This is a genomic window from Legionella pelazae (assembly GCF_052527395.1).
In genome coordinates this window covers 56,613-82,675 of the sequence record NZ_JBNVZS010000015.1, presented here as the reverse complement: position 1 = coordinate 82,675, position 26,063 = coordinate 56,613, and the positions used below count along the sequence as shown (strand labels likewise).

Genomic DNA, 26,063 nt, shown 5'->3' with positions numbered 1-26,063 from the left:
ATAGAATGGCCTAGTGTATTTCAGTAGCCTAGGCTTAAATTCTTGTTTTACACGCGCTAAAATATGCTAGTTAAATTGCTCTTGATTTTCTAATTTCGTAGTAAAGCTAATGCAGTCAACTGCCCATCTCTTCTTGTGGATGAAATTCCATAAAGACAGCAAATCCAGTATGCTCATCTTCAGGTAAAGTTAACTCTCTTGCAGAATTTACTTTTTTTACAAGATCGTTGACTTGTTTTTCTAAATTAAACGAAAAAATAGTGCCTAAATCTAATGGATGTTGATTATTAACCCCGCAACCATATAAGCAGTAATTTAGGGGTACTGTTGCAAAAATCAAAATTTGAACAAAAAGCTAACTTCAGAATGGATCTTAGCTATAAACTCTGAAAAGTTGGTTAATGAATGATCCTTCATTCTTATTACCAATCATCCACCTTTTAAATTGTCCCTTTTTAAACATGCGCATGATTTCAAATCGTTTGATTTCATAGGCAGTTTTCATCGATTGAAAGCCTATGGGGTTAATAATCCTCTAAGCTTGCCAGAATCAGATTCTAGGCAGTTATTGCGGTACTTAATCTGATGATGTTTCATTTGTGAAAGAGAACCTTCTTGTTTCAATGCTCTAATCGCTCGATCGCATGTCGGTTTATTTTGGTGGTGTTGCAAAAAATAAAGAAACGTTATAATCGTTGAATTTGTCGCAAAAGCGATGAATTAAATAGCTTGATCTGGAGTACAGATGCTACATTGCAACCATATTTCTTACTTTCCCTTAGATGTTTTAAAATCTATTTTTGCACAACTCGATAACAATTCATTGTGTAACCTTTCTTTGGCTAATCGTTTCTTTCAAGCTGAAACATTAGCCTTACGGTGGTATAAAAAATTGCTATCAGCCATCAATATATTAAATAAGAGAATCGATAGCCTAAATAAAGAAGCAGTATCATACAATATCTTACTATCTTATAAAGATTATTTTAAATATGAAAGACTGTATAGTGATAGTCAAGCATTAAATGTAATTGAGCAAGAATTACATAAAAAAGCTCTATTGTTACGAGCTGATAGTTTAAAACTAAGTGTTTTATACCGTAATCAATTGGAATTATTTGATATCCTACAACAAAAAAATTTACAGAAACAGTTAACAAACTTAATTTCAGCATTAACAGCTATTGCTGGGTCCTTTACAGAATATGAACTGAGCCTAACTAAAGAAAAACTTGCCATAATTCCCTTCAATCATATTAGAATGTATTTTTTTAATTATCGAGTTATTTATTCTCTTCCTGGTGATCTCGTCATATTCAAAGTTGATTCAATAGATCTCAAAGCACAAGAATTTAAAAGATATTTTCGCCCTTCGCTTATGGAGGAAAATAAACGGAATATCAATAAAGTTAAAAGACATCTACATCCTTTTTTTAAAGATATAGATAAAATTAAAACTACAATAGATGTTTTAAAATTTCTCTATACATTAAGAAATAATCAAGAAGCGCAACAATATATTCAATTATATCAGCAAATAGAAAGATATAACTATTATTACTATTCACCTACAACGTTAGAAGATGCAATCGATTTCACAGAGCATGCTTATGAGATAGTCCAACCTTTGAATAGCTGTGTGCTTATTTAGTCTCACTGGCTGTAGGCACCCTGGTAAGCACGTTAAAAAAAAGACCCATAATCTCGCCAAAATCAACATAAGTAAACTAACCAACCTAGGCTGGGACTGCTGCTGTTTTGCTGCTACCTATTACATTAGAAGTCGATGAACATCAGGTAGCTGAGATACAAGAAGCAACCAGTGCTTATATCGCTGTCTTTTGACGGCCTTCATAAGCTTAGAGGCATAATGTAATTACATTGGCGATTCTTGAGCTAGCTTAGAGCTTAAATTGTTTGATGTCAGTTGCCATTCAAGTCTTTTTTTAAGTTCAGGTGCGTAATACTGGACCCAGCGATAAACGGTACGATCAAGTGATAAACCGCGCTCCGTCATCATTTCTTCCAAGTCCCGATAGCTGATGCCGTATTTACAATACCAACGCACACATTGCAGGATTACTTCACCATGAAATTGCCGCCATTTAAAGGCAGTAAGTTTTATTGATTGCATCTTGTTATTCGATTAGTTTTGATCTGGTTAGTTTAAATTATATAGATGTATCCAATCTTATCAGTACATTAACTCTATTGGAAAATCATGGCTCTCAAAAAACGAACGTTAGCAAAAGTTTAAATTAATAAGGAGTTTGGATTAAAGGATATATATTTTTTGATAGCTTAGATGGGCTTAACAAGCTTTAACGAATCATCTTTAGTATAAGTTCGTTTACAAGGCTCTATAAATGCATTAACCTTTTATTCTTATCTGTAAACTATTTTTAAACATTATTTAAAAACCCAATTTTTTTCTCTGTTCCTTCAAGTTTAAAGACCTCTGTTTTTTGGTAACTTACTAATTTGTTCTGCTACCTCGGGATCATTGATATTGCGAATGATTACCCGATCTTTATCCTGAATTTTTGCTACCTCATACTTAATACCCCTTAAGATTTTAGTTAAACTATCCAAAAAATCTGAAGATTTTATCCTATGTGATTTTTCGACGTTTTCCAGAGGAATAACTGCATCTAAATGATGTTGGCCGTCTTTCCGCAGATGAACTGAGACCTCAGGGCCTACAAGGGATTTCAAAACTAGGGCAGCCGATGTATCAAAATTTGATGCTTCATAATTATAACAGTTAGCGCTTAACTTTTCCCAAAAAGTGGTATCTAAACTTTCATCAGAACTTTTAAAAATATCAACTCCCAAAGGAAAATAAGTTGCATAACCCTTATTTTCATAAGATTTAACCAATTCTCTATAGGCTGAAGTTTCCTTATCAGGATTATATACATGAAACCATAAGTATTGATCAGCATTTTTATCATATTCTTTAATCATTTGTTGGAATATACAATGGCCAAAACCTAAGAGGATTACAGCTCCTCCGTCATTTTGATTGACTTCTTTTAATGTATTTTTTGTAAGCGTTTCTTCTCTTCTTATAGAATTTAAGCTTTTCTCTTTAAGCTGTTCAGCAAGAGATAAATCAATTACACCCAGTTTAAAGCCTTGATCTTTCATTGCTTGTAATAACTCTAATTTAGCAACAGCACTTCTTAATTTTTCCACTTCTCTCGCATGCTCAGGCTGATTAGGATGCATTTGTGATACTATATTTATTTGTTTCTTGATCAGCCTCTGCGTCATCGAAATATTTTGCTCTAAAGATACTCCTGGCTCCATCCCATCTATACAGATAGTGGTATAGCCAGCTTCTTTCAAACGAGGGAGTTGTTTAATAAGAAAATCACTGGTTGATCGATCCGCATGACTCTCATATAAAACAATTGGGGGAAGAGTATATTTAAGTTTAGGCATAGAACTATCCTCTAAAATACATCATTTTAAGTATAGACTAGACCTAATACTTACTATTCTAGTTTCTCAGAAGTTGTATGAAATATTGTTTAAACTAGAGTTAGGGATAAGCTTCAAAATTTTGTAAATCATTCAGTCAGTTACTGTTTAAATCATTATTACTGGTTCAATCCTAAACTTTTAAAATTAAAACTAAAGAGTTCCTATTTAGCTTTCGGGACCTCTTTAATTACAGCAAGTATTATTAAAGGACAGTTCCTTTTATTTTTGCCAAGAGTACCTTTTTTAGTTAAAATATATCTTTTTCAGGAAATTAAGTAAAAACCATGGCCAGAGAAGGTAAAGCGAAAGTTTTAACGGATGCTGAGTTTAGAAGACTCTTAGCAGTGGCTAAAGACAGTACATTTGCTATACGCAATGTCGCGATGATTTATTGTTCGTTTGGCTTAGGGTTGCGAGCAAAAGAGATTGCTTCTTTGACTGTTGCTGATGTTGCTGATAGCCATTACCGTTTACTCGATGAAATTTGTCTTAAGCGTTCCATGACCAAAGGTGAAAAGCAACGTTATGCTTATTTGAGTAATAAAAAATTACGAGAGGCATTACAAACCTATCTTAATCAATTAAAAACAAATAACATGGTCCGTCACAAACCTTTCTTTCAAACACAACGGCGTAGCCGCTTTACACCCAATACGTTACAAAAATGGTTTCGAAAAATGTATGACAAAGCAGGTATTATAGGTGCTAGCTCCCACTCGGGTCGACGAACCTTTATTACACGCCTCATTGAGCAAGGCGTTGATATCAAAGCCGTATCAAGACTCGCAGGGCATGCCTCCATTGTAACAACCTCTATTTACGTCGATGATAATCCGAATAGACTTAAACGAATTGTAGCGAATTTGGCTTTATTATAAGGATGTATCAGTGAGCTGTTATACCTATTTCATTCTAGCCCACATCATCTTTATCATAATTAGCATAAACTTTGACTGCTTTCATATTATCGTCTAAAAGCATCACCTCGGCAGCCAATAACCCTCGATTAATTTTGTAATACAAAACAATCGTTTTGGGCGAAGTAAATACATCTAACAACTGGAAATGCAGTGTCGAAAATTTCTTTAATTGCTTCGTAAAGTAATCACGAAGATTATCTTTTTCTTGAACAATGCCACGTTCATCTCCAAGCACTTTTTGTACAACTGGAGAACAAAATTATATGGAGTCCGCATAATGTGTCATAATTAAGTCCACATCATGTTTATTCCAAGCATCAAGCCAATCTAAAGCAAATTGCCAGGCTGTCTTTTTGTTAATCATATAAACATTTCCTAAATTATTTCTGACAGAAAACTCGTAAAGTGGAATGCTTAATATTTGAATGATTTTTTTCAATATATGCAAAATCTAAAATCTTAAATTGTGCGTTATTTAGAAACCATTTTAATTCATTTTCTTTATAATAGGATAAATATTTTTTAATATCGCCTTTATAGCGCGAATCTACCTCAAACCCTTCACCAATACCCTGCTTTAAAGCTAAATAAAAATAGCGCCTTTTTTTAATATCTTATTTATAGTCAGTAAAACTTCAGGAAAACTATTTTTTGGTAGATGTCCTAAAGAGCAAGCTGACCATACGCCATCAAACGACGCTTCTTGAAAGTTCATTTCCTCAATATCCATTACTTTAAAGGTGGCTAGTGGTGCATTTTTTCTAGAAATGGTAATAAGTTCAGAACAAAAATCAATTCCGTATACTTTTAGTCCCTTTTCTGAGAAAATTCTTGCATCTCTGCCTGAACCCAACCAATATCAATAAGCGTTCCTCCTGGCGGAAGCAGGGAGGCTAGTCTTTCAATTGAATGCTTTGGCGCAAGATGCGCAACATTTTTTGCGAACTCTTTGGCTGTTGCTTCATAACTTGCTTTGGTTATTTCTTTATAGGGCTGGAGTGAAGAATTTATTTTATACATACTTGACAAATTTTCTACAGGTTATTGTACAGCAAAGAAACTTATCATTATATTGAAAGCTTGTCTATTGCAATAATAGTTTCAGAATTTCTTATGAAATAAACAGATATAATTGCTACAAAATTTCTGTATTAAGACAATAGTGACAATAAACTGTTCTTGACTATGATTTTATACAGAATTTTATTCAATTATTTCTGGTTATCTAAAGCGATCGTTTTACCATCAATATTCTATCCTCTTATGAATTACACCATAAAATAAATTTTCTCTTAAATGGTCTGTAGTAATTTAATGATTCGGCTAAGAAATATGTATATCAGAGTACTTAAATGGTTGTTATCTAAATCAGATAAATAATGCTATCGATTGATAACTTTTAACTAAAACAGGCTATTTAAACTTTATTGAAATAAGATTAATAAAGCGATACCCTTTGCGTTCTACTTAATAGGATAAACTAAAATGTCTTTCTTTAGCCAAATATATCAGTGTGCTCTAAATAATGATGATAAGACCTTAGCATTGCTATTAAATCAAGGCGCTTGTATTGATGAGAAAGAAAGGAGCGAAAACTTTACGACTGTTGCAGCTCAATTAGTATTAGATGGTCATACTAAAAAAGCGTTTAAACTTATTAATCAATTTGGCGCAGGCCCTGAGTATGTATTACAAGCTTTAATTGAAACCTCACAAGAGGAAGCCGCAGAAAAACTAAAAGCCCAATTCCACATTAATACTCAGTCAGAACACTTTGATATGCTAAATCCCGAACGGCGAAAAATATTTTATCACTGGGCTTATCCTAGAGAGGAAACTACAGAGCATTTTAATGCTAGGGTGCGCGCAGGTGATAGTACTTATGTAAAGCAGGTCTTAACCAATAATGATTTAGAATCAATTGAACTTTCTGGCCGTATAAGTGGTTTAACAACAAAAAGTAAAGTTTTAAATTCAATTCTACTTTGTGCGGTGGCCACATCGCTTTATTAGCAAATTATTATAACAATAAAAATCCACCTGATACGTTAGGCTATGCACTCGTCGGATTTCACGGGGTTGGTGGTGAAGGTTATTGTAGTCATCGCTTTTTAAATGTCTCCCTTGCACTACATACTTTATCCTTTATTCAAGATGAGGAACTCATTGCAAAGTTGGTAAAAGCTATAAAAAAAGATGGACGCATGTATGAGGCATATCAATATAATATCGATGAGGTAGTAAAAAAATCGAGCACTATTAAAAATATTATGAAAAACTACGGCTTAGCTTATGACAAAGCTTGCTATTGCTTAGATAAAAGCGGTGAAATAACTGCTATCAAAACAGCTCAGTTAATGCAAATTTACGACATTAGTGAGAAGCAGGCTTCCCAATGGGTAACTAATCCTTCCATACGAGCCTGGTTTCGTGATGTTCACTATTCAATAAAAAAACGTGGTAATTTTTTACAGACTGATAATATTACCAATCTAATTAATGAATATGTATTAGGAGAAAACGCTAAGGAAAGTAGCGAATTCAAAGCTAAAATAACACCCAATAAGATTAGTCAATTAACAGCGCTTACTCCCCTTGCCTTTTTCAAACCCTCTGTTGTGGTGGAAAAAGATGAATCGTTTATCTCTAAAATTTCTCATAAATTTAAGTAAGATTCGGTTTGTACATAAATACGTATTTCATTAAAATTAGGGACGTTAGTCCCTAGAATTAATCTAGTGCAATCTATTTAACTGAATAACCTGGTAATAAGTTGAATAAATAATATACGAAATTGTAACAAGTGAGATGAGCAAACTTCCATAATAGAGGAAATCACTTCCTCTAGAAAAATGAATAACTGAATCGATATACTGGATAAGAGAAAAATAAGCAAGCCAAATAATAACAATCTCCAAAGATAATGATTTTCTTATATTAAAATAATAACGATGCAAAAAGCTTAAAGCCGCCAAAATCATAAAAGTAGGAATGATAAATAGTAATAGAATAATTGTATGCCGGATGGCTCATAAGGAAACTATTGATAACACGTAAATTTCAATTAAGCCTAGGCTAAAGTTGAGAAATTAAATTACTCTACCATCTTGGATTTTCACTTTTTGCTACGATTAATACATTGCCTTACTGGCATTGGACTAATCTTGTCAAACAATTTTCTTTGACTTTTATTTCTCATAATTTTAGAAAGCTTAAAATTGGCATAGTCACGAAGGTACAGATAATTTTCCTTTTAAAATAATAATATTAATTTGAAATCTCTTTGAAAAAAATTTACAAGTTAATGTGCTAAATTTAATATTTATATTATAAGCAAATTATTCAAAATAATAATTGATGATTTCCCACCCAAATTATGAGCCAGTAACTATTTTTCCAAATACTACACAGGTTTATCCCCAGAGTTTGTGAATAACTTACTAGGTCTACAGAGGAAAAACTTTTCGTTTAATAAAACCTATGAAGATTAACTTAGATGCCTAAAAAAATAAAAATAAATTTCATTTTAGTTAACTAATTTATTTCAGCATATTAGATACAAAGTAGACAATTTTAAATAACAAACAGATAACAAAATGGGTAACATAAAGATAACTAACAAGTAACAATCGGATAACAACCGCTTCGGGCTTTCAGCTTTATACGGCCAAATCAAGACAACATATAGATAACATACAGAGCACATAAAGGTAACTTAAAGGTAACAACTTAATAACAATGAGGTAACATCGTAATTAAAAAAACAATCCACTTTAAATTTTAGTTGGATATGATTTTTTAAAAAAAACCGAAAATAAATAATAGCTTACAGTTGATGTTTTTCGCTTATTTGTCATAATAATATAAACTATATAAAAAAATGGAAAATGAAATGATATCAATAACAAAGGAGAATCTGTTATCACAACCCAAAATGTCAATTGCTCATGCAGCCAATTTTCTAAATATATCAGGTCAAGCTGTACATAAACAATTGAAGTTAAAAAATATCAATTGCTCGAGATTAGGTAATAAGATGTATCTGACTTATGAGCAGGCCAAACAATTATTTAACATTAAATTTAATCACAAAGTTATAGTAGGGCAAATAGTAAAGGGCGGGACTGGAAAAACAACTAGCATCGCTAATGTAGCTAGTTGCGCTAATACTTATGGAGCTAAAGTATTAATGATAGATGCAGATCCGCAGGGGAACCTAACTGATGCATGTGGAATTGATGCTGAAGATAAGCCAGTGTTGATAGATGTACTTACAGAGAATATAAAGATTACTGATGCAATTGTAACTGTTACAGATGGTATAGATTTACTTCCTAGCCGTATAGAAAACGTAATTTTAGATAATGTCATTGTAAATGAACGAATGCCCCTCGATCATCTCTACAGAGATATGTTAGCTTCAGTTGCAAATAACTATGATTTTATATTTATAGATTGCCCACCAACTATGGGACAGGCAGTAACAGCTGCAAGCCTCTATGCAGACATTATATTAGCGCCTTTAAATCCTGATAAATTTAGTGCTAAGGGTTTAAAAATTCTAAAACATGAGATAGATACTCTAAATAAGCGTTTCAAAAAAAAGATTGCCTATAAAGTCTTTCTTAATAAGTTTAGTAGTAAAACTATTTTATCTGAAAAAGCAATTGTCTCTTTAATTAATGATCCTGACCTGGAAGGCCGTATATTAGAAACGACCGTTCAGTTTTCACAGGAAATACCTAATATTACTGATAACAATAAGAATTTATTTAGCTCTCTTAAAAATAATAGCCCTATTCGGGATGATTTTGACAGGCTAACACGAGAGTTACTTGGAATAACAGTATCTCAAGTTAATAAAATAACTGATATTCTCGCAAAGGGAATGGGCGAAGTAGTAGCATGAATAAGGAGAAGTAACAAATGCCACAGTTATCTGAGCTAATTGAAAAAAGAAAATTTGTTAAGAAAGAATATCGGCCATGGGATCTATCTGGTACTGGCACTGTTGATAGTAAAGCTGGAGATTCTTATCAAAAGCCGAAGCTCCAAGAGAATGCAGATAACAAAACAGCAAAAGCTCCTGAAGAAATCAAACCTAAATCAAATGATTTGGCTAATGACAGCTTACCATCTAAGGAATACTATTTACAAGATAACGTTTTAGATAACAATACAGGTAACAAAAAGGCAACAATCAAGCAACAATTAGGTAACGATGAGATAACAAGAAAGCAACAAAGAGATAACAATGAAACAACAAATAAGAAACAACAAGGTAACGTAATAAATAACGTTTTAGATAACAATACAGGTAACGTAGAAACTATAAATTCTCTTGTCGATAATATTAAAAGATTATCAGGGATTCAAAAAAACTTATTCTTTTATGTTATTAATATTTGTTCTGCTAGAGGAACGTTAGATACAGGTAATATACTATCATCAGATTTAGCAATTTCGGCAAATTGCTCTATTGGTAGTGTAAAAACTTCTTTAATTAGGCTTATAGAGAAGAGCTTACTTTTTCGACTTCCAGGAAAAGCTTCTAGAGGCGGCTATGTAGTGCTTGGCATAACTAAAGAAATTCAAGCGGCCTCAATACAAGCACAGCAAGCTTTATTTAATCCATTTAAATTACAACCTTATACAGATAACATTATAGGTAACATATCAGGTAACGCTCTTTATATTAATAGTAGTAGTAATAAAATTAATATTACTACTACTGATTTACCAAATGAATGGCAAAAAATTGATTATGAGGAGCTAAAATATATAGGGTTTTCTGAAACTCAACTTAAGCAACTTTATGAGAGTAATGCAACAGAACCTCAAATTGTCCAAGACTCAATAAACAAGTTTTCTTATAGCCTTAAGTATAATGAGAAAACAAAAAATTATACTGACCCTTTAAATGTGTTAATGGGTGTCCTTAGAAAAGGACAAAGGTGGATTGAACCAAATTATATACCACCAAAAGAATTGGCTTTAAAACAGCTTTTAGAAGAAGCTCGAGCTAAAAAAGAAAAGCAGGAATTAATGATAAAAGAGTTAGTCGATCTTGAATTCCCAAATTGGCGGCGGAATCTAACAGAAAATGATTATGATGAAATAGTTCCTGAAGAGGTAAGAAAAACTAACATAACAGGAGCTATTCAATCATCTTTAAGGAATTATTTTATAGAGAAAGTTATTCTACCTAAGCTCGATAAATAAATTTTAATCTAGTATATATTTTTTATTTTGTTAAGTAGATCAAAAAAATTTAGAGAAGTATTATTTGATCTCTGTCTTATGTTTAGTTAAGTCTTAAGAGTATTATGAACATTAATTAGTAATTAAGTGTTATCTAGAAAACTATAATTCTTGGCAATAAATATATCTTCTAAAGCTTATATTTAAAATCCAGCAGCACTAAAGAAGTTTTTAAGCTGTTCCTTTGTATCAAAGAAATAGGTCATCTCTTTAAGTTTGATTAGCACTCTAATCAAATGAAATGGACTCGACCATTCTAGTACGGCGTCATAAAAAGAACAAGGCAGCTTCAATAAAGCGGCTGTGGCTGTTGCCAATAAAAATGTGCGAATCGCTATGGCGATATTGTTATCCGGTCACCTCTATAGAAAAGCAGCTTAAAGATTGAAAATATAAGTGAGTAATAGATACAGACAATCACTGAATTGCGAAGAACATTCATTATAATGTTAAACAGGTAGGACCAACGCTTGAAAAACCTGATTAAGTTTGGGGCCAAATAAGGCCGATAATCAGATAAGGAGCAAGCGTGCATAGTTCATTAGGGCACAGAAAACAAGAAAAGCAATTGCTAGTAGCAATTCGTGTCTTTCTGGATGGCGGATATAAGTCCGCAATCTTAACCTTTAACAAAATGAAGTTTATTCTTTGACCATACGGTCGAGCTCGTATAAGACTTATAATGGAAATTGAAGACGCGGACTCAATACGCTAATGCAACTGCCTAATACAATTGCTCCTTCCTCATCGTTTGTTTGAGCCAAAAATAATATTGTTGGCGATTTAAAGCCCAATGTTTTTTGGTCTGTCATTAGATTGACACCGCCTAATGAACACTCTCAATGTGCTAATTTTTTCTATCCAAATATCTATAGACTAATATTATTGACACTAACTTTAATAGTGAAAAAATAGCAATCAACCACGCTGTGGCATCAAAACCTGCCACAGCTGCATGTCTAGTCGCGGTTATTAAAGCTGTATGCATAGGTTCTCCCATATGCTGAATTGTAGTGAAAAAACTACTGCTAGCGGTTATCCATTGCTGATAAAATTGTGTCTGTAATTGATGATTGACTTGATAGTGCTCCAGTATAACAGAGAAATGATATTGCGTGCTTTGATGATAAATTATTCCTCCTACTGAAATGGCCAAAATAACGCCTAAATAAATACTTTTTACTACCACACCGGATGCTTCACCGGTTTTTTCTTTTGGTAAGGTGGCTATAGCAATTTTGGGGAATAGTGTTTGTGAAATACCAAAACTGATGCCAGCCAATATTAATGGTAATATAAAATAGTGGTAATGAGTAGTTGTGGTAGTATGCGCAAAGGCAAAGAAACTAAATGTCGATAATAAAAATACCAGGCTAATAACAATACCTTCGTATTTAAACCATTTTAATAATCGGTTAGCTAATAAAGAGCTGATAAAATAAGCTAAGCATAATGGCAAGATAGCAAGCCCTGCTTGTTGTGTATTGTAATTTGCTAATAATGGATTTTGTATTAATAAATTAAAGAAAAATAATAGAACGTTCATAGCAAATGCATACAGGCATAAGCCGACTAAACTAGCGCTGAAAAAAGGATTGGTGAAACTTTTTAAATCTAGCAACGGATAGGATATTTTTGTTTCTACATACAAAAATATGGCTAAACATATTATACCAATAGTAAAACTGCTTAAGATTCTGCTGTCTGTCCAACCCCAGTTATTGCCTTCTACTAGCGCTAATACGATAGCGGCAATGCTAATAATGAACAAAATCAAACCAATAAAGTCAATCCGGTTTACCGTTGTACTTTTATTATTAGGCGCACGTAATAAAACAATAATACTGGCAAATACCATAACACCTATATTAACTATAAAGACAATTCGCCAATTAAATAATTCTGCTATCACTCCACCAATAACTGGCCCTAATGCCATACCTAAACCAGAAGCCGCTGACCAGATGCCAAAAGCAAAAATTTGTTTATCCTCTGGAATACCATCGCGTATAAGGGAAGAAGAGCCGGGAAAAACTAAGGCAACTCCTAAACCTTGTATTGTCCGACCTAGAATAAACATCCAGCCATTCATACCCATGGCAATGATAAATGAGCCTATCGTAAATATTAAACAACCAATTAAAAAAATGGTACGCCTACCAAAATTATCTCCTAACTTACCGCCTATGACGACTAACGCGAGAATTGCCAATAAATAACTATTGAACAACCACTGCGCGGTAGTAGTCGCTAAATTAAACTTTTTAATTAATAACGGCGTTAGGTTATAAAAAGTTGTGACATTAAATGCTAAGGTGAAAATACTAATTGCTATAGCGAATATCAATAGGCCACTTTTTTGTTGAGTATTTTTTACAGCTTGAGCATTCATATAATTATCTCGTTCATTAATGCTACAGTTGTATCTAACATAGGACTAGAAAAATCCCATTCATTATTGTATTTAATTCCGCCGTAGTCTCACGCTTGCATGTAAAGGTCGATCAACTACTGAGACAATAGTAGGTACACAGCAGAACCTGCTAAACCAACTAATGTTATTTGATCGTTTAAAACTATTGTTTAGCGTACGCTTTCGTACCATTGGACTTCAAATTTCATATAATAGAAAACAAACAAATAACTTACACCTATATTGCTTATCAAGAATTTAGGCTGTTTGTTGCGTAGTTAATATTAGTCATAACTTAACTATGAAAACAATGATTGGTCGATATATCAGCTGGTTTATTTAAATGTCTACAATCTTTCGTATATTAAGCTTTACTTCTATTTTACTTCTCTCTTTTTCTGTCTTTGGCCAATCGCCTAAACCTTTAGTTAGGCAAAAAAGCAAGCGCGAATTGTCTTTGCGTTTAAGGTACAATGTTATACTGCCGTTGTAAATTTTGATGCGCGTCTTCAAATTGATTTAGCCAATTGTAACATGCAGGCAGCTTCTAGGTTTAAACGTGCTTGGCGGGTTGAATGGGAGCATATGATGCGTGCGACACGAGGTCGCATAACAAAAAATTATTGAAAGAAAATTCAGAGTTCTTATTTGGAGAAACAAAACGGTGGGCAGATTTGCGTATTTATCCAATCTCTAGTTGTGAAATTCTTAGTCGTGACTATTCCACAGTATTTAATGCAGAGCTTAAGTTTTTAAATTTTTTATTTGATAAGGGAAGAACTTCATCTGAAAAATTTTTAAGTAAATTAACTCTATTAATTGGATAGATAGCTCTGCAAGTGATGCTCGCGTACAACTAAAATTTATTCTGAATAATGATTTACTGGTGACCGCAGCAGCTGGATAGCGTGATTGAATTAAAAGGTAAATACTCAAAACTTGTCATTAATTAAATGTTTGATGAACCATTGAGTTCTCTTTAGCGAGGTAAATAATATAGAATCATTAATAAATTACTTTTATAGATCGATAGTGAAACTATAATTACGAAACACTGATTTTAGTATTATTATAAATGAAGAGCATTTTTTGATTTCTAATGTCTTACTTTATTTTAAATAATGGTAAAGCCGGGGGCTACTTTTTAAACCTAACTCGGCATATTAGTTTGATCGTAGAGTAAATGATTTTAAATTTCTTAATTTATTTAAATTAATCAAGGAAAGATAATGAAGAAAATGTCAATTTATAAAAAGTACAGCTATTTTTGGATAACATTAGGTTTGTTTCTATTTAGCATAGCTGGGCACTGGATTTTCTCTTGGTTTGCTTATGTTGATGAGCAGCGCTCAAAAAAACAGCCTGTTGTTGTTTCATCTTATCTAGTACAGACCTCCCGAGATACGCTTGAAAATTGGCAATCTGAATTTTTACAGCTTATGTGGCAGGTAGGTGGCCTAGCTCTTTTTCTATATGTTGGCTCAACTCAGTCGAAAGAAGGTGACGAGCGTAAAGAAGCGAAATTAGATGCTATTTTGCGGGCAGTTAATCCAAAGGAAGCAGAAAAAATTTTAGAAAACCTTAATGAAAAGTACTCTAAGCAATAAGTCTGAATGATTATAGGATAGATGTATCTGTAACGGATATAGCGGCACTATTGCAAATAATATTAAAGCGGTTGAATCATGAATTTTGGGCGCAAGTTAGCTATAGATTCCAAATTGTTCATTGATAAATGACGCCTCGTTTTGAGTACCGTAGATCCAAACTTTAAATTGTACTTTTTTAAACATGCGCATGATTTCAAGCCCTTTAATGGTTGCATAAGCGGTTTTCATGGTTCTAAATCATCGTACTGAATTAATAAGGCGTTTAAGCTTGCCATGGTATGCCTCCAATCGACTGTTACAGTACTTAATCTGACAATGCTGAACCTGTTTAGAAAGACTACCGTCTTGTTTTAATCCAGATGCCAACAGCTAGAATACTGTTTTTTATACCAGTCCAGCCGCTTCTTTAGTTCAGGGCATATTGCTGAGCCTCAGCAATAAAGCATGGTGTGATTGAACGTAGCCTGCTTAAAAAAGCATCTAAGCATAAAATCTAATCTTAGGCAGGATTTACGAACAATGAAAATTAGTCAATCAGTGTTTTATCACTGTATTAATCAACCTATTGAAGTGCGACTGTGATCGAGTTTAATTCTATGTGAGGAAAAATTGATCTATAAACTTGATTCAGTTACACTATCTTCAATTTTAATAAATTCTATAAATACATAAAATACATATGAGTCGATATAATTTATATACCGCAGAAGAAATTGCTCAACTGGATTTAGAAACATTTAATAGGTGGCTTTTATTTCTTTATAAAAATCCTACCCAAAGCGCGCCCCTTTCTATTTATGACTCGCCTGGTATCCCGGTGCAGCCGAGTATGGATTGGCTATATGAGTGTTGGTGTGTAATGACTCAAGCACACGCTCGTGCAACTTATTTCAATATTCGCAGTAAATATGAAGAACAAATTTTAAATGCAGTACAAAACAACAATAAAAACTCGGTTATTCGCTTATTAAGTTTAGGGAGCGGTGGTTTATTTCAAGATTTAATGATCATTTTAAAGCTTTATTACAATGGTTATAAAAATATTGAGGTAGATTGTATTGAAATCGATGATAACCATGAGCAACAGTTAATTTTACAAGCAATTGTTGAAAAATTAAATCAGAATGGTGCCAATATTAGAGTTCGTCATTTCAAAACATTAGAAGAAAAAAAAGCGAATACATCTAGCTCGCAATATTTTGATTATGATGTGGTTTATGCAATTGATTTTGATGATGTTGGTAAGATTTTTGGCACAGATTTTTCTAAGAGGCAATTGAATCTTAGGAGTAGAGACAGTCTCATGGATAATTACTGCCCTCTTTTTCTTGGTGCTTATTCAGAGTTAAAGCAATCTACCTCTTTGTTCTTATTAACTTTTGGGAAAAATTATATTGCTCATTTTGAGGGAAAATCAGATGTTTTTTGTGATGAATTTGATCATCAATTTGAAAGTAGAATTCCACCTCATGCTTATTATGATTATTATTATATTAATGCAAACCCATTCTCCATTTTACTTCACCTTCCATTTTTAAAAGCTAAAAATAAACCTCTGCTTATTAATGAAGAAATTTTAAATCCCAACACGACAGAAGCATTAAAAAAGATATTATCAAAATATAGTATAAAATATTTGATTGCCTCTGCAGCTGCAATAGGAAAAAAGTTAGACGAAGAAGAAGCTACAGTACTTGTAATCGATGACACTATCTATGATAGTAACAAATCTGAAGAAGAATATCTCCATTCGAATTTTAAGCATGGGCATGCGCAAGTTACACGTGATGACTTTCGAAAGTTTCCCAAGTATAAGCAACGCGTTGATGTTTTTTTTGCTTTTAATGATATTAAAGTAAACCAGTTTTCCAAAAAAATAGATAAATTATCAACAGATGAATGTATTGAAAAAGCAAATATTGGTATACAGAACTATTTAGCCTGGTACAAAAAAAATGCAGAAGGAGTACGTGGTCTAACTCGTTTTTCTCATTGGTTTCATGGCGAAAGTGGTATTTTAAGAGCCCAGAATCTGCAAAGAGTACTTGGACTTAGAAAAGCGTCTAATCTAAGCAAAGAGGTCTTTTTGGCTCTCTTAAACGAAAATTTGCAAGGGTCTGGAAATACGCGTCATTCATTGACTCGATTTATTCACTCAGCTTTGATTAACGACAGTGAATTAGAAGAACTACTTGATTCAGATTTTAGAGAAATTAGATCTAAAGTTAGAGTTGGATAATTATTTAGACAAATTATTGATCCGGAAATTTAGATGTTGCAACTGAGATAAAAAATAAATTTTGTTTGAAAAAAATAAAGTATTGAGGCTATTACATAATTGTGCATTAATATTACTAGAGTGAATTTATAAAAAGCCGAAAACCTATATAGAAAGTGTAGTAGTTCAAGCAGCCTGTTGAAAAAGTAGCTTATAATTAGTAGAAAAGATTTTGATAAAATATGGCTTATGTGCTGGAGGTGAAACATGCAAGGCCATAAAGTTTATCAAGAGCAAACAGTAGTTACTCTCAATCTACGACAGATGGTTCCTAATAACCATTTATTGATTATAATTGATAAAGCTGTCAATTTATCCTTCATTTATAAATAAACAGAGAGACCTTATTGTCCAGATAATGGGCGATCCTGTATTATTTTTTCGTATGCAAATCATTAGGCTATTTATATGGCATTTCATCGGATGGGCAGCCATGTGAAGAAATACACTTAAATTCAAGCTTATAGTTGGTTTTTGTCGTCTTAACTGAGATGGCATCGCCTAGTATAAGTTTCGATTAGATGCTTCTTGAATATGGAAAAAATACTATACTATTAGTAGGTTCTTATAGTTAAGGAAAAAAAATGCCGATTGGAATAGTCTTTTGGATAATTATGCTGGTTTGGCTTATTCTAGGTCTTTATTGGAATAGAGCAGACTTTAGAAGTAGGAATTATGGTGTGCTTGGCGGCCATATAATCCTCTTTATTTTATTGGCTCTAATTGGTTGGAAAGTTTTTGGACCTATATTTTATTAATTTGGTTCAAAGTGCTCTAAGCTGATTAGTCGCTGGCGCGAAGCAGCCATTTTAACTGTTAAGTAAAATAAATTAGCTTGAAGAGATATTTAACCTTCTGATCGAATTCATTGATTGATAAGAAGGTTAAATTATTAATTTTGATATTTTTGAGCTAAATTGCCAAGCCCATTCATTAATATAAAGTTTTTAATGCAGTCCCTTTTTTCTTGATGGCTACCTAAATCCATACAATAGTTTGGCAATTCTATTTCATTTTTATACTTACCTTGAGCATCTACTTGTTTATAGGCCTTAGGGTTGCCTACTGCATTGAAAAGATAGGCCATACTAAATTCAGAGGTGTCATTAGTTTGTAACCTGGTGGTAGTTGCCGTTATTAAATTACTATTATATAGAAGTGTATTTTCTGTCATGTATCTAATATCAGCATGACCGGTTGAATCCGTTGTAACAACCACTTCACCTATTAAATACTGGCCCTGTCCAGATTTAAACTCACCAAAATTGTCGAGAGTGTATGCCGTAAAACTATCATTAGGATTAGCCCAAAATTGCACTAAATATTTTTCACCTGCATAAGAGTCTAACATGCCATAGATTTTTATTTGAGCAGGATTGATCAAGCTTTTTTCATATTTAAATTGTGAGGTATGTTGAAAACGATTAGGACCGTCATGCCCCACAGCACCATTTAAGGTAGGACCATCAGCAAATCCTAATGGTGTAGTAAATTTTACTAAATCGATTCCAACACCACCATTATTGAATATTTTATTAGAGGTAATTTTATTACTAACTGGATAATTGGTGCTAGGATTGCCATTTTCATCAATTGAGGTTAAAACCACGCCCCCTCTTTGAGCTGATGGAAGGGCTTCAACACCATTATTAGCAACCGTATTATTAGTTATTGCGTTATTTTTTGCTTTGGCCTGCAATTGAACGCCTACCGAGTCATTTGCTAGAGGTTGCCCAGACTGAGTCACACCTACTAAGTTATTATTTATAATATTGTTTTCAATGGCATTATTTGGTGGAATCTCTTCGCCTGAAATTGGATTGACGTAATGAGCTAATGTTACACCTATGGCATTCCCAGAAAGAATATTATTTTCTAATTTATTGTTACTGCCATTTACTTTAATACCAATTAAATTAGCTAATTGGGTCTCACCATCAGCACCTACACCAATTTTATTATTGGTAATCGTGTTATTTGAATCATCGATGAGTAAGGCAATCTCAACTTTGCCACTACCTGTTATTACGTTATCATTAATCAAAGTATTTTGACCTGCTAAAATATAAACTGAATAAGAGGTCTCTTTCCAGGCAGGAAGTTTCACTAAACCAGTTTTATCGGTTCCTATTTTATTTTTTTCAATAATATTACTTTGAGGTACCGTTTCACCTTGTTTTCGCATAAAAATATTAGCCTTACCATTTCCTGAAATAACATTTTCACTTATTAAATTATGACTCCCTCCTTCAATTCCAATACCGACGCGTCTTTTTTTAACGTCCTTAAGTCCATTTCCATAATTTACGCCTTCATGACTGGAATAACTTCCTGTCGGATCGAGTCCAACGTAATTATTAATAATGTTATTATTATTTGCACCTGCTATAAAAATACCTTCATCACCAAAGCGATTAATGATTAACCCTTTAATAGTAGAGCCACTGCCCGATTGATTAATCACAAAACCAGAACCACCCGCATTTACGCCATTTACTTCTACTAAATGAGTATTAGGCGGAGCACCGGCAAAGGTTGCTTGTGAAAATCCATCGATTTCTATCGGTACATTGAGAACTAAAAGTGTATTACTAGCAGGTTTTATCGAACATACTGAATGACCTTGAACTATATTGGGATTACAACCTGTATCATTATTGGGTATGTTAAATTTAATAGTATGAGGTCCAGGGTTATTATTGGCTTGTTGAATGGCATCAAACAGTGAACCTGAACCGGAAGATGCTGTATTAGTTACGATAAATTCTGTTGCGTGACTTGAAATCGAAAAACCTGTTGCTAATAAATATAAAGAATATTTAATAAAATGATTCATTGACCACCTCTTTCAATACAAGCCAGAAAATCAAACGAGCACCCTTATAACATTTTCTGCCTAAGGAAATGGTCTGATCATCTCACAGCTAAAGAAACCCTTTATTAAAAAGTAGTTTAAATTTTATACAACTTCAAGGTACTTTTATAAAAAGTAATGCTTGTATTTTTCATGAAAAGGCAAGTTAATTCACCTAGGTAGCGATAACTAGTGAAATAGAGGCGTGAAATTATTCACGTAAAATTTGGGTAATTATTATAATCACCTTATTAAAACTACATTATACAGTACAAATTTTATAAATATATTCTGATACTTATAAATTTTTTCCTTACTTTGTAGTTGTTAAGAACATAGCTGTAATCTAGATATCTTAAATTTAGGATTGTAAGTGTAATACTAATTAAAAGTGACGAAAGCATTTATTATGAAGCAAAAAAGTTGCTTCTGCAGAATTTCATTCATTTCAATAAAATTGAATATAGAGCTAAACTGAGTAAGTGCGCTTCGATAATCTTGATTTACCTATTGAGTTTATAAAGATGTGTTACTTTCTAAACTGCAAGATAAATCTTTATTATAAGCCATTAGAATTAATTACTTTTTTATGTAAATTATTATCAATTAAGATACTTGTTTCCCATGCCGGTTTAAATAAAGTAGTAATTGCTTTCATGGTTAATCTTCTGTGATCAATAACAATGTTGGTTTCATGACAATGGCGCAAGCTTATTTTATCAAGGTTAGCTGATCCAAAAATAAGAATTTGATCATCGATAGTCATAAATTTCATATGAACTACTCCAATATTAATTCTATCTTGGAATACCATTTAATATTAAGTTTCTTACTTTTATCTGGAGCTATGCCTGCTAGTAATCGTGCAACAGCAGCATCATTAGTACCCCCATACATTTTTTCTCTTCGGTCATTAAATCCTTTTCCTAAGATTAACTCCAGGATGCCATCTCTTTTATTGATAAAATCAAGCAATAAACTCAAAATGGATAACTCATTTAAATTTGGTGTAGTAATACGAATAATATTTTGAGCATTTCCAAGCGCTGCCATGAAGGCATTATTTATTGGCTCAGAGGGTAATGTTACAAATAAGCCAGAAGTATAGTTCCTTCTAAGTTTGCTTGCTAAATATAGCACTGTTGCTCTATTTTTTTCCTCAATAATGTCAGTCGGTGCGGATATATTTTCTTCCACATAAGTAGGCACTATATCTTCTTCACTAGCATTACTTCTTTTTTTCCAATTATTGGTAAAATCGAAAAAAGCAGCGTGCGCCGAATTTCCTTTTAATAATATAGCAGCATCATAATTACATTTAGGACCATAATTAGAGACCTGGAAATTGGCTCCTGTAATAATGACTGTATTGTTATCTATCAAAACGGTTTTAGAATGTGCTGCGTCTAACCAATTATGATGATGCACTCCTATATGAATACGTATATTGTCAGGTAAATCACTTAAACCAAGGTCCTTAGGAGAATGGGGCCAGTTGATTGGCTTTTTTTGCCGAAATACTAGTTGTGCTAACGGTCCAAGTTCATCAAGTAAAATAAATACATCAAGATAAATATTATCACCTTGATTTAATTTTCTTCTGCCAATTTCTATTAAAGCAGACTGTAGATCATGAACAAATTTAGTACGCCTATCCCAAGCAAATGTTTGTATCAATACTTGTCTTTTTGCTTTTTTAATTTCATTAATTATTAAATCAAAAATTTGTTCCCCTTTAAGAGCAAATTCAATTTGGTTAATATCGACTACACTCAGTAATTTTTTTTGAGGAATCCAACCCTTGTCAACTACAGATAAAACATTGACAATAATGCTATTCATAATATTTGAAGTTGCATATCTTACATACTCAATTTTTTTTTAAATTGATCTTCCTCTTCTTCAGATAAAAACTCTTTCCCTTTATCACTTATCATGGAATAAATATTTTCATTATTGCCAACTTTAATCCGATTAGAGCTGATAAATATTTTTTCTAAAGGATGAGCTTCTTTTTGTAAAATCTCTACAATAACTTTAATAAAAATATCTGGGCCAAAAATAATAATTTTAGTACTTTTATCAATTTTGGTTTGCATTAAATAATCATTAATTCTACCTTGGTGCCACCCTTTAGGAATTTTGTCTGTTTGTGTTAAAGTCAGATAATTTTCTTTATCTTCTGCCCAGAGATTTATTTCGTCAAAATTAGGAATATTTTTAATATCTTTTGCGCTGTAAATTACCCTTAAGGGTGTACTTTCGTTTACACTATGTTTTATGCTTTGTAATAACGAAATACCACTACCAGCTCCAATGGCTAGTATGGGATCTTGAGTATTATCTATTGTAAATCCGTTGCCAAAAGGTCCATCTAGTAATATTGAACGTCCTGAGTGAAATTTAAAGATTTCTAAAGTCTTTTTTATACTAAATGTATAAGCTGCTTTTTGACAGGTAAATTGAATGTATTCATCACTGCTTCCAGAAGCAATAGATAATAATAAAGGCTTCATAACCTCTCTAGGCAAATAATTACTCGGATAAATAGCAAAATATTGCCCAGGTTTAACTTGAATGTAATCAGGTTTTTTAAAGGTGAGTATTATGATTTCACCCTGATCCTTCACTTCTGTTAATTTTAGATAATTTCTGTGTTTCTTTTTCAATGCAAACATTTTAGAAAACATAATATCCCTCTTTGTTTCTAAATAACTTAATTGATCTTCCTAAAATTAAGCGCCTGTATAACTTTAACCTTTATAAGAAGTTTTTTAAAATTTTAACCTAAATTTCTTATAAAAATTACTAGAAAGAAATACTAATATATCAGCAAATCAATATAGTTCTTATAGTTAATCGACTGCTGTAAATTTATTCATAAAATTTACCTTTAATTGCATAAATTAAATTTTTAACATAGCCATATTGAATCAATTAAATTTCAAGCATATAAGATGTTAAAATCATATGCAGCAAAGCTTAGAAAAATCTGAAATTGAAATAGATAAATCGTTTTAAATGAAACCCATACTAATTATAATCGCATTTATTTCAACTAATTTGTTTCAAATTTATACTATATAGTATAAAATTTATTCATATATGAAGCAAAAAATCCCATACATCCTTATTATAATTTTAAGTCTTGGCTTTGGATTTCCGGCATGGACATTGAATGAGCCTGTGTCGCCAATTACTATTAAAGAGACAACTTTTGAGGAATTACCTGGCTGGGGGGAAACTAATTTAAAAGAGTCATTTATGGCTTTTCAAATTTCTTGTACTGGATTTTTGAGGCAGGATCCTGAACAGTCTGTTGGCAGCAAAGAAATTCCCTTAAAAATTAAAGATTGGTATCCTGCTTGTCGCAACGCATTAGCTCTTAATCCCCATACGATTGATGAAGCAAAAGCACGTGAATTCTTTCAAAAATGGTTTACGCCTGTTGAGTTTTATAATAAAGCTCCAATTCAAGGTCTCTTTACTGGATATTATTTACCTTTATTAGATGGTAGTCTTTCAAAAACTAGTGAATTTAATATTCCCCTTTATGGCCTACCTTATAATATGGTTATAGCTAAGCTAGAAGATTTTAATCCTAATTTTGCTCATCAACATATAGTCGGTCAAATTAAAGGAAATAAAGTTGTACCTTTTTATACACGAGAAGAAATTAATAACGGAGCCCTTATAGGAAAGGCTCCGGTACTTGTTTGGGTTAATAATCGTATCGATCGATTATTTTTAGAAATTCAAGGCTCAGGCGTTGTTAAACTACCTAATGGGAAGCTTTTATATGTAGGCTATGCTGGCGAAAACGGCGCACCTTATACATCTATAGCGCAGGTATTAATAGATAAAGGAGTAATGACTAAAGATAATGCCTCTATGCAAGGTATTAAAGCATACTTAAAAGCACATCCTCAAGACATATTACCTATTCTTAATCTTAATAAATCGTTCGTATTCTTTCGGATTTTAAAGCAAACAGCTGCCATTGGCGCAGAGGATGTTACGCTGACTCCAGGTTATTCGCTGGCTATAGATAGAAAATGGATTCCTCTAGGTACGCCATTATGGCTTAATACGACAATGCCTAATCAAAAATCAGATGAACAAAAACCTCTGCAGCGCTTAATGATTGCCCAAGATACAGGCGGTGCAATTCGAGGCCCTGTTCGAGGAGATGTCTTTTGGGGAGCTGGAGACAAAGCTACATATATAGCAGGACATATGAAAAATGAAGGCTATTACTGGCTTTTATTACCTCGTAGTATTATTACATCTCTTCCTAAAAAATCACCATAACTCCTTCCTGATATATATATTATTATAAGCTTAAATAGAATGCTTAAAAAAAAATTTAATTGTCAAAATTTAATTAGCTATTGAAAATAAGTACTTTATCTAAGTAATAAAACGTTCTTTATCTTTTAAAACTAAATAAATGGCAATAAATTTCTCTATTTTTTTAAGTGAATAAAATTTTTATTTATTTTTAATTTGAAATTCTAATAAAGTAATTAAGGGAATCCAGTGATCTGTCCAATGATAGTTCCAAGGATCAAAGTTAGCCTCTCTCTTCAAAAGCTTGCCATTTTCTACTTTAAAGAGAGGAGAGGTATTGTTTAATTCGCCAATACGATCATAAAGTGGTAAAAGTTCCATCTCCGGAAAAATATCAGGAAGTACGCCCGTTTTAAATACTTCATAGATATCATCTGCTGACAATTGCATAATTTTTATAGTTAACTCATAGTGAAATACATTATCCTTTTTATAAAGATTTCCATCACCATAAGCTAACCAATTCATTCCATTTGAATTAAAAACCCACAATCCCTGCTGACTATCTTCGTCATGCATTAAATTAGCAATCAATAGATTCAAGACGGCCGGTAAATGAATTTTTGCAACAGCTCTTCTAGGTGTTCTCATATGCCCTGATGACAAGGAGTCGGTTAAATAATGATTAGCAAAAGCATTTTGCGCATAGGCAAGTTGCAATACGTTATCTGCTTCTTGAAGCTTATTTTGCAAAAACAGTTGATGAGCCTTTAAAGCTGTTTTTAATGCCATTTGATGCCCCACTTGATAGGCTTTTAAAGAATCTGGCACAAAATGGTCAAAGTTAACTTGAGCTAATAGAATATATTGGCCAAAAGGAATATAATCACTAATAAAGCTTCCTCCACCAGTTAGGCGATTAAGCGCTTTCGTTATATCATTAGCTTTTTTCTTATAAAAATCCCAATCATCCTGGCCCTGACTTCGAGCCTGTTGTAATTCTAAAGATAACTTTTCAAAGAATTGTCTTAGTTGTTTTATCTCATCGAAAACCTTAGCTTTGGGAGCTAGTGCTAATGTATTAAATTGTGCTTCAAAGCAATCCTGCGGTGTAGTTAGAGAACAACTCGATATAGGGTATTTAGCGTTTCCAAATAAATCGCCAGCAAGCATTACAATTTCGCCATAGGTAACTTTTATTCCATTCGGAAGAATTAATTCAGAATTAGAATTTTGCAGACCTTTTAAAACAAGAGCATCCCCCAATTCGCGGTGTTCTAAATTTGCAAAGCCAAAGCCACCTTTTTGAATTATTTGCTCTAAGATACTTGTTGTAAAAAAATTTTGTTTCGTCTGACCTCCAATACTAAAAAATGAAATAAATACTAGTAAAAGGCAACGCAGACTATTTTTCATAATAATTGTCCTTTAGCAGAAATAGGAAGTAGAAAAATACTATGTAAGCTTCCAATTAGTTTAAAATTTATGAAGACACCTATTGATGTATAAATTTTCGGCTTAATGTTAATTAACTTTAATTTAAGATATTTAATAATCAGTTAGAAAAGAAACAAGGTAAACTAGCTATTCAGACTTATAAGAATTATTTGCTAAATTGACTACCCAGGCTGTGTCGATATAGCGTTATTAAAAGCTAAAGCTTTTGAAAATACGAAAAGTAGGTTCTTAGGATATAGCTATATACCTAACTTTACCTGTGCTAATTAGGTGTTAAATTTAACTAATCTAAATTTTTGTTTTATTAGATTAGATTAAACAGAAAAACTCTTTTAATTTAATATTATTGAATTTTCTAAATAGCTTAATTAATATCATAAAATTTTTAAATTTTTTATAAATGAGGCTTTAATTAAATGAAAAACTGCCTCATTTGAGCTCGAACAAACAAGTCTTAAAGGTCAATAAATGCTTTATTTAATAACCTTAA

23 protein-coding genes and 1 pseudogene are annotated in these 26,063 nt (G+C 32.5%); 12 read left to right on the top strand and 12 right to left on the bottom strand.

What is annotated here, in order from left to right; genetic code table 11:
• Window positions 1–115: 115 nt before the first annotated feature.
• On the bottom strand, window positions 116–340 hold the full coding sequence (locus ACQUW5_RS13470) for a hypothetical protein (protein ID WP_444991785.1): 225 nt from the start codon (window positions 338–340) through the stop codon (window positions 116–118).
• A 405-nt stretch (window positions 341–745) separates the two neighbouring features.
• On the opposite strand from ACQUW5_RS13470, the gene ACQUW5_RS13465 reads away from it, so the two are divergent.
• Window positions 746–1,651, top strand: coding sequence for a hypothetical protein (locus tag ACQUW5_RS13465; protein ID WP_444991784.1), 906 nt, complete (start codon window positions 746–748; stop codon window positions 1,649–1,651).
• 279 nt (window positions 1,652–1,930) lie between these two features.
• Here ACQUW5_RS13465 and ACQUW5_RS13460 read toward each other — a convergent pair.
• Both ACQUW5_RS13460 and ACQUW5_RS13455 read right to left on the bottom strand, forming a co-directional pair.
• Window positions 1,931–2,134 (bottom strand): annotated as a pseudogene (locus tag ACQUW5_RS13460) (IS6 family transposase); the annotation flags it as partial.
• Between the two features lie 314 nt (window positions 2,135–2,448).
• Window positions 2,449–3,447 (bottom strand): Dot/Icm T4SS effector RavE, encoded by a 999-nt coding sequence (locus ACQUW5_RS13455; RefSeq protein ID WP_444991783.1) that lies wholly within the window; start codon window positions 3,445–3,447, stop codon window positions 2,449–2,451.
• A 326-nt stretch (window positions 3,448–3,773) separates the two neighbouring features.
• On the opposite strand from ACQUW5_RS13455, the gene ACQUW5_RS13450 reads away from it, so the two are divergent.
• On the top strand, window positions 3,774–4,367 hold the full coding sequence (locus ACQUW5_RS13450) for a tyrosine-type recombinase/integrase (protein WP_444991782.1): 594 nt from the start codon (window positions 3,774–3,776) through the stop codon (window positions 4,365–4,367).
• Between the two features lie 34 nt (window positions 4,368–4,401).
• On the opposite strand, the gene ACQUW5_RS13445 is transcribed toward ACQUW5_RS13450, so the two are convergent.
• The 3 genes from ACQUW5_RS13445 to ACQUW5_RS13435 all read right to left on the bottom strand — a co-directional run bounded on the left by ACQUW5_RS13445 (window position 4,402) and on the right by ACQUW5_RS13435 (window position 5,429).
• Window positions 4,402–4,644 carry a hypothetical protein gene (locus ACQUW5_RS13445; protein WP_444991781.1) on the bottom strand — a complete coding sequence of 81 codons (243 nt, stop codon included), beginning with the start codon at window positions 4,642–4,644 and terminating at the stop codon, window positions 4,402–4,404.
• Window positions 4,645–4,992: 348 nt separating this feature from the next.
• Window positions 4,993–5,262 carry a class I SAM-dependent methyltransferase gene (locus tag ACQUW5_RS13440; RefSeq protein ID WP_444991780.1) on the bottom strand — a complete coding sequence of 90 codons (270 nt, stop codon included), beginning with the start codon at window positions 5,260–5,262 and terminating at the stop codon, window positions 4,993–4,995.
• Window positions 5,217–5,429, bottom strand: a complete 213-nt coding sequence (locus ACQUW5_RS13435; protein ID WP_444991779.1) for a hypothetical protein — start codon at window positions 5,427–5,429, stop codon at window positions 5,217–5,219. The genes ACQUW5_RS13440 and ACQUW5_RS13435 overlap by 46 nt, the downstream gene beginning before the upstream one ends.
• Window positions 5,430–5,894: 465 nt before the next feature.
• On the opposite strand from ACQUW5_RS13435, the gene ACQUW5_RS13430 reads away from it, so the two are divergent.
• The 5 genes from ACQUW5_RS13430 (at window position 5,895) to ACQUW5_RS13410 (ending at window position 11,322) form a co-directional block, all read left to right on the top strand.
• A complete protein-coding gene (locus ACQUW5_RS13430) occupies window positions 5,895–6,422 on the top strand; it encodes a hypothetical protein (protein WP_444991778.1) in 528 nt (175 codons plus the stop codon).
• Window positions 6,395–7,081, top strand: a complete 687-nt coding sequence (locus tag ACQUW5_RS13425) for a hypothetical protein (RefSeq protein WP_444991777.1) — start codon at window positions 6,395–6,397, stop codon at window positions 7,079–7,081. The genes ACQUW5_RS13430 and ACQUW5_RS13425 overlap by 28 nt, the downstream gene beginning before the upstream one ends.
• A gap of 1,220 nt (window positions 7,082–8,301) precedes the next feature.
• Window positions 8,302–9,318: a ParA family protein gene (locus ACQUW5_RS13420; protein WP_444991776.1), complete on the top strand. Its 1,017-nt coding sequence runs from the start codon at window positions 8,302–8,304 to the stop codon at window positions 9,316–9,318.
• Window positions 9,319–9,335: 17 nt separating this feature from the next.
• Window positions 9,336–10,631: a hypothetical protein gene (locus ACQUW5_RS13415; protein ID WP_444991775.1), complete on the top strand. Its 1,296-nt coding sequence runs from the start codon at window positions 9,336–9,338 to the stop codon at window positions 10,629–10,631.
• Between the two features lie 568 nt (window positions 10,632–11,199).
• Complete coding sequence (locus ACQUW5_RS13410; protein WP_444991774.1) at window positions 11,200–11,322, top strand: hypothetical protein; 123 nt, start codon at window positions 11,200–11,202, stop codon at window positions 11,320–11,322.
• A 195-nt stretch (window positions 11,323–11,517) separates the two neighbouring features.
• Here ACQUW5_RS13410 and ACQUW5_RS13405 read toward each other — a convergent pair whose 3' ends face one another.
• Window positions 11,518–13,062 (bottom strand): MFS transporter, encoded by a 1,545-nt coding sequence (locus ACQUW5_RS13405; RefSeq protein WP_444991773.1) that lies wholly within the window; start codon window positions 13,060–13,062, stop codon window positions 11,518–11,520.
• Window positions 13,063–13,658: 596 nt separating this feature from the next.
• Here ACQUW5_RS13405 and ACQUW5_RS13400 point away from each other — a divergent pair.
• The 4 genes from ACQUW5_RS13400 (at window position 13,659) to ACQUW5_RS13385 (ending at window position 17,304) form a co-directional block, all read left to right on the top strand.
• A complete protein-coding gene (locus ACQUW5_RS13400; RefSeq protein ID WP_444991772.1) occupies window positions 13,659–13,910 on the top strand; it encodes a hypothetical protein in 252 nt (83 codons plus the stop codon).
• Between the two features lie 402 nt (window positions 13,911–14,312).
• The gene (locus ACQUW5_RS13395) at window positions 14,313–14,690 is read left to right on the top strand and encodes a DUF6766 family protein (protein ID WP_444991771.1); all 378 of its coding nucleotides are present in this window, start codon (window positions 14,313–14,315) and stop codon (window positions 14,688–14,690) included.
• Between the two features lie 682 nt (window positions 14,691–15,372).
• Entirely contained in the window at window positions 15,373–16,932 is a 1,560-nt protein-coding gene (locus tag ACQUW5_RS13390) for a hypothetical protein (protein WP_444991770.1), read from the top strand.
• 246 nt (window positions 16,933–17,178) lie between these two features.
• Entirely contained in the window at window positions 17,179–17,304 is a 126-nt protein-coding gene (locus ACQUW5_RS13385; RefSeq protein ID WP_444991769.1) for a hypothetical protein, read from the top strand.
• 559 nt (window positions 17,305–17,863) lie between these two features.
• Here the strand turns inward: ACQUW5_RS13385 and ACQUW5_RS13380 are convergent.
• The 4 genes from ACQUW5_RS13380 to ACQUW5_RS13365 form a co-directional block, all read right to left on the bottom strand.
• A complete protein-coding gene (locus ACQUW5_RS13380) occupies window positions 17,864–19,807 on the bottom strand; it encodes a right-handed parallel beta-helix repeat-containing protein (protein WP_444991768.1) in 1,944 nt (647 codons plus the stop codon).
• 577 nt (window positions 19,808–20,384) lie between these two features.
• Window positions 20,385–20,600, bottom strand: coding sequence for a phospholipase D-like domain-containing protein (locus tag ACQUW5_RS13375; RefSeq protein ID WP_444991767.1), 216 nt, complete (start codon window positions 20,598–20,600; stop codon window positions 20,385–20,387).
• 5 nt (window positions 20,601–20,605) lie between these two features.
• Window positions 20,606–21,667, bottom strand: coding sequence for a phospholipase D-like domain-containing protein (locus ACQUW5_RS13370; RefSeq protein WP_444991766.1), 1,062 nt, complete (start codon window positions 21,665–21,667; stop codon window positions 20,606–20,608).
• Window positions 21,668–21,687: 20 nt separating this feature from the next.
• The gene (locus ACQUW5_RS13365; protein ID WP_444991765.1) at window positions 21,688–22,515 is read right to left on the bottom strand and encodes a hypothetical protein; all 828 of its coding nucleotides are present in this window, start codon (window positions 22,513–22,515) and stop codon (window positions 21,688–21,690) included.
• 415 nt (window positions 22,516–22,930) lie between these two features.
• Between ACQUW5_RS13365 and mltA the strand changes: the two genes are divergently transcribed.
• Window positions 22,931–24,136 carry a murein transglycosylase A gene (mltA, locus tag ACQUW5_RS13360; RefSeq protein ID WP_444991764.1) on the top strand — a complete coding sequence of 402 codons (1,206 nt, stop codon included), beginning with the start codon at window positions 22,931–22,933 and terminating at the stop codon, window positions 24,134–24,136.
• 180 nt (window positions 24,137–24,316) lie between these two features.
• Here the strand turns inward: mltA and ACQUW5_RS13355 are convergent, their stop codons facing one another.
• Window positions 24,317–25,531, bottom strand: coding sequence for a phospholipase (locus tag ACQUW5_RS13355; protein WP_444991763.1), 1,215 nt, complete (start codon window positions 25,529–25,531; stop codon window positions 24,317–24,319).
• Between the last annotated feature and the right edge of the window lie 532 nt (window positions 25,532–26,063).

Bases quoted from the DNA above. Each gene is read 5' to 3' on its own strand.
- ACQUW5_RS13420 (WP_444991776.1), top strand. From the start codon at position 8,302: ATGATATCAATAACAAAGGAGAATCTGTTATCACAACCCAAAATGTCA.
- ACQUW5_RS13405 (WP_444991773.1), bottom strand. From the start codon at position 13,062: ATGAATGCTCAAGCTGTAAAAAATACTCAACAAAAAAGTGGCCTATTG.
- ACQUW5_RS13435 (WP_444991779.1), bottom strand. From the start codon at position 5,429: ATGTATAAAATAAATTCTTCACTCCAGCCCTATAAAGAAATAACCAAA.
- ACQUW5_RS13415 (WP_444991775.1), top strand. From the start codon at position 9,336: ATGCCACAGTTATCTGAGCTAATTGAAAAAAGAAAATTTGTTAAGAAA.
- ACQUW5_RS13455 (WP_444991783.1), bottom strand. From the start codon at position 3,447: ATGCCTAAACTTAAATATACTCTTCCCCCAATTGTTTTATATGAGAGT.
- ACQUW5_RS13370 (WP_444991766.1), bottom strand. From the start codon at position 21,667: ATGAATAGCATTATTGTCAATGTTTTATCTGTAGTTGACAAGGGTTGG.
- ACQUW5_RS13365 (WP_444991765.1), bottom strand. From the start codon at position 22,515: ATGTTTTCTAAAATGTTTGCATTGAAAAAGAAACACAGAAATTATCTA.
- ACQUW5_RS13465 (WP_444991784.1), top strand. From the start codon at position 746: ATGCTACATTGCAACCATATTTCTTACTTTCCCTTAGATGTTTTAAAA.
- ACQUW5_RS13395 (WP_444991771.1), top strand. From the start codon at position 14,313: ATGAAGAAAATGTCAATTTATAAAAAGTACAGCTATTTTTGGATAACA.
- ACQUW5_RS13450 (WP_444991782.1), top strand. From the start codon at position 3,774: ATGGCCAGAGAAGGTAAAGCGAAAGTTTTAACGGATGCTGAGTTTAGA.
- ACQUW5_RS13400 (WP_444991772.1), top strand. From the start codon at position 13,659: ATGGGAGCATATGATGCGTGCGACACGAGGTCGCATAACAAAAAATTA.
- ACQUW5_RS13385 (WP_444991769.1), top strand. From the start codon at position 17,179: ATGCAAGGCCATAAAGTTTATCAAGAGCAAACAGTAGTTACTCTCAAT.
- mltA (WP_444991764.1), top strand. From the start codon at position 22,931: ATGAAGCAAAAAATCCCATACATCCTTATTATAATTTTAAGTCTTGGC.
- ACQUW5_RS13375 (WP_444991767.1), bottom strand. From the start codon at position 20,600: ATGAAATTTATGACTATCGATGATCAAATTCTTATTTTTGGATCAGCT.
- ACQUW5_RS13390 (WP_444991770.1), top strand. From the start codon at position 15,373: ATGAGTCGATATAATTTATATACCGCAGAAGAAATTGCTCAACTGGAT.
- ACQUW5_RS13380 (WP_444991768.1), bottom strand. From the start codon at position 19,807: ATGAATCATTTTATTAAATATTCTTTATATTTATTAGCAACAGGTTTT.
- ACQUW5_RS13430 (WP_444991778.1), top strand. From the start codon at position 5,895: ATGTCTTTCTTTAGCCAAATATATCAGTGTGCTCTAAATAATGATGAT.
- ACQUW5_RS13355 (WP_444991763.1), bottom strand. From the start codon at position 25,531: ATGAAAAATAGTCTGCGTTGCCTTTTACTAGTATTTATTTCATTTTTT.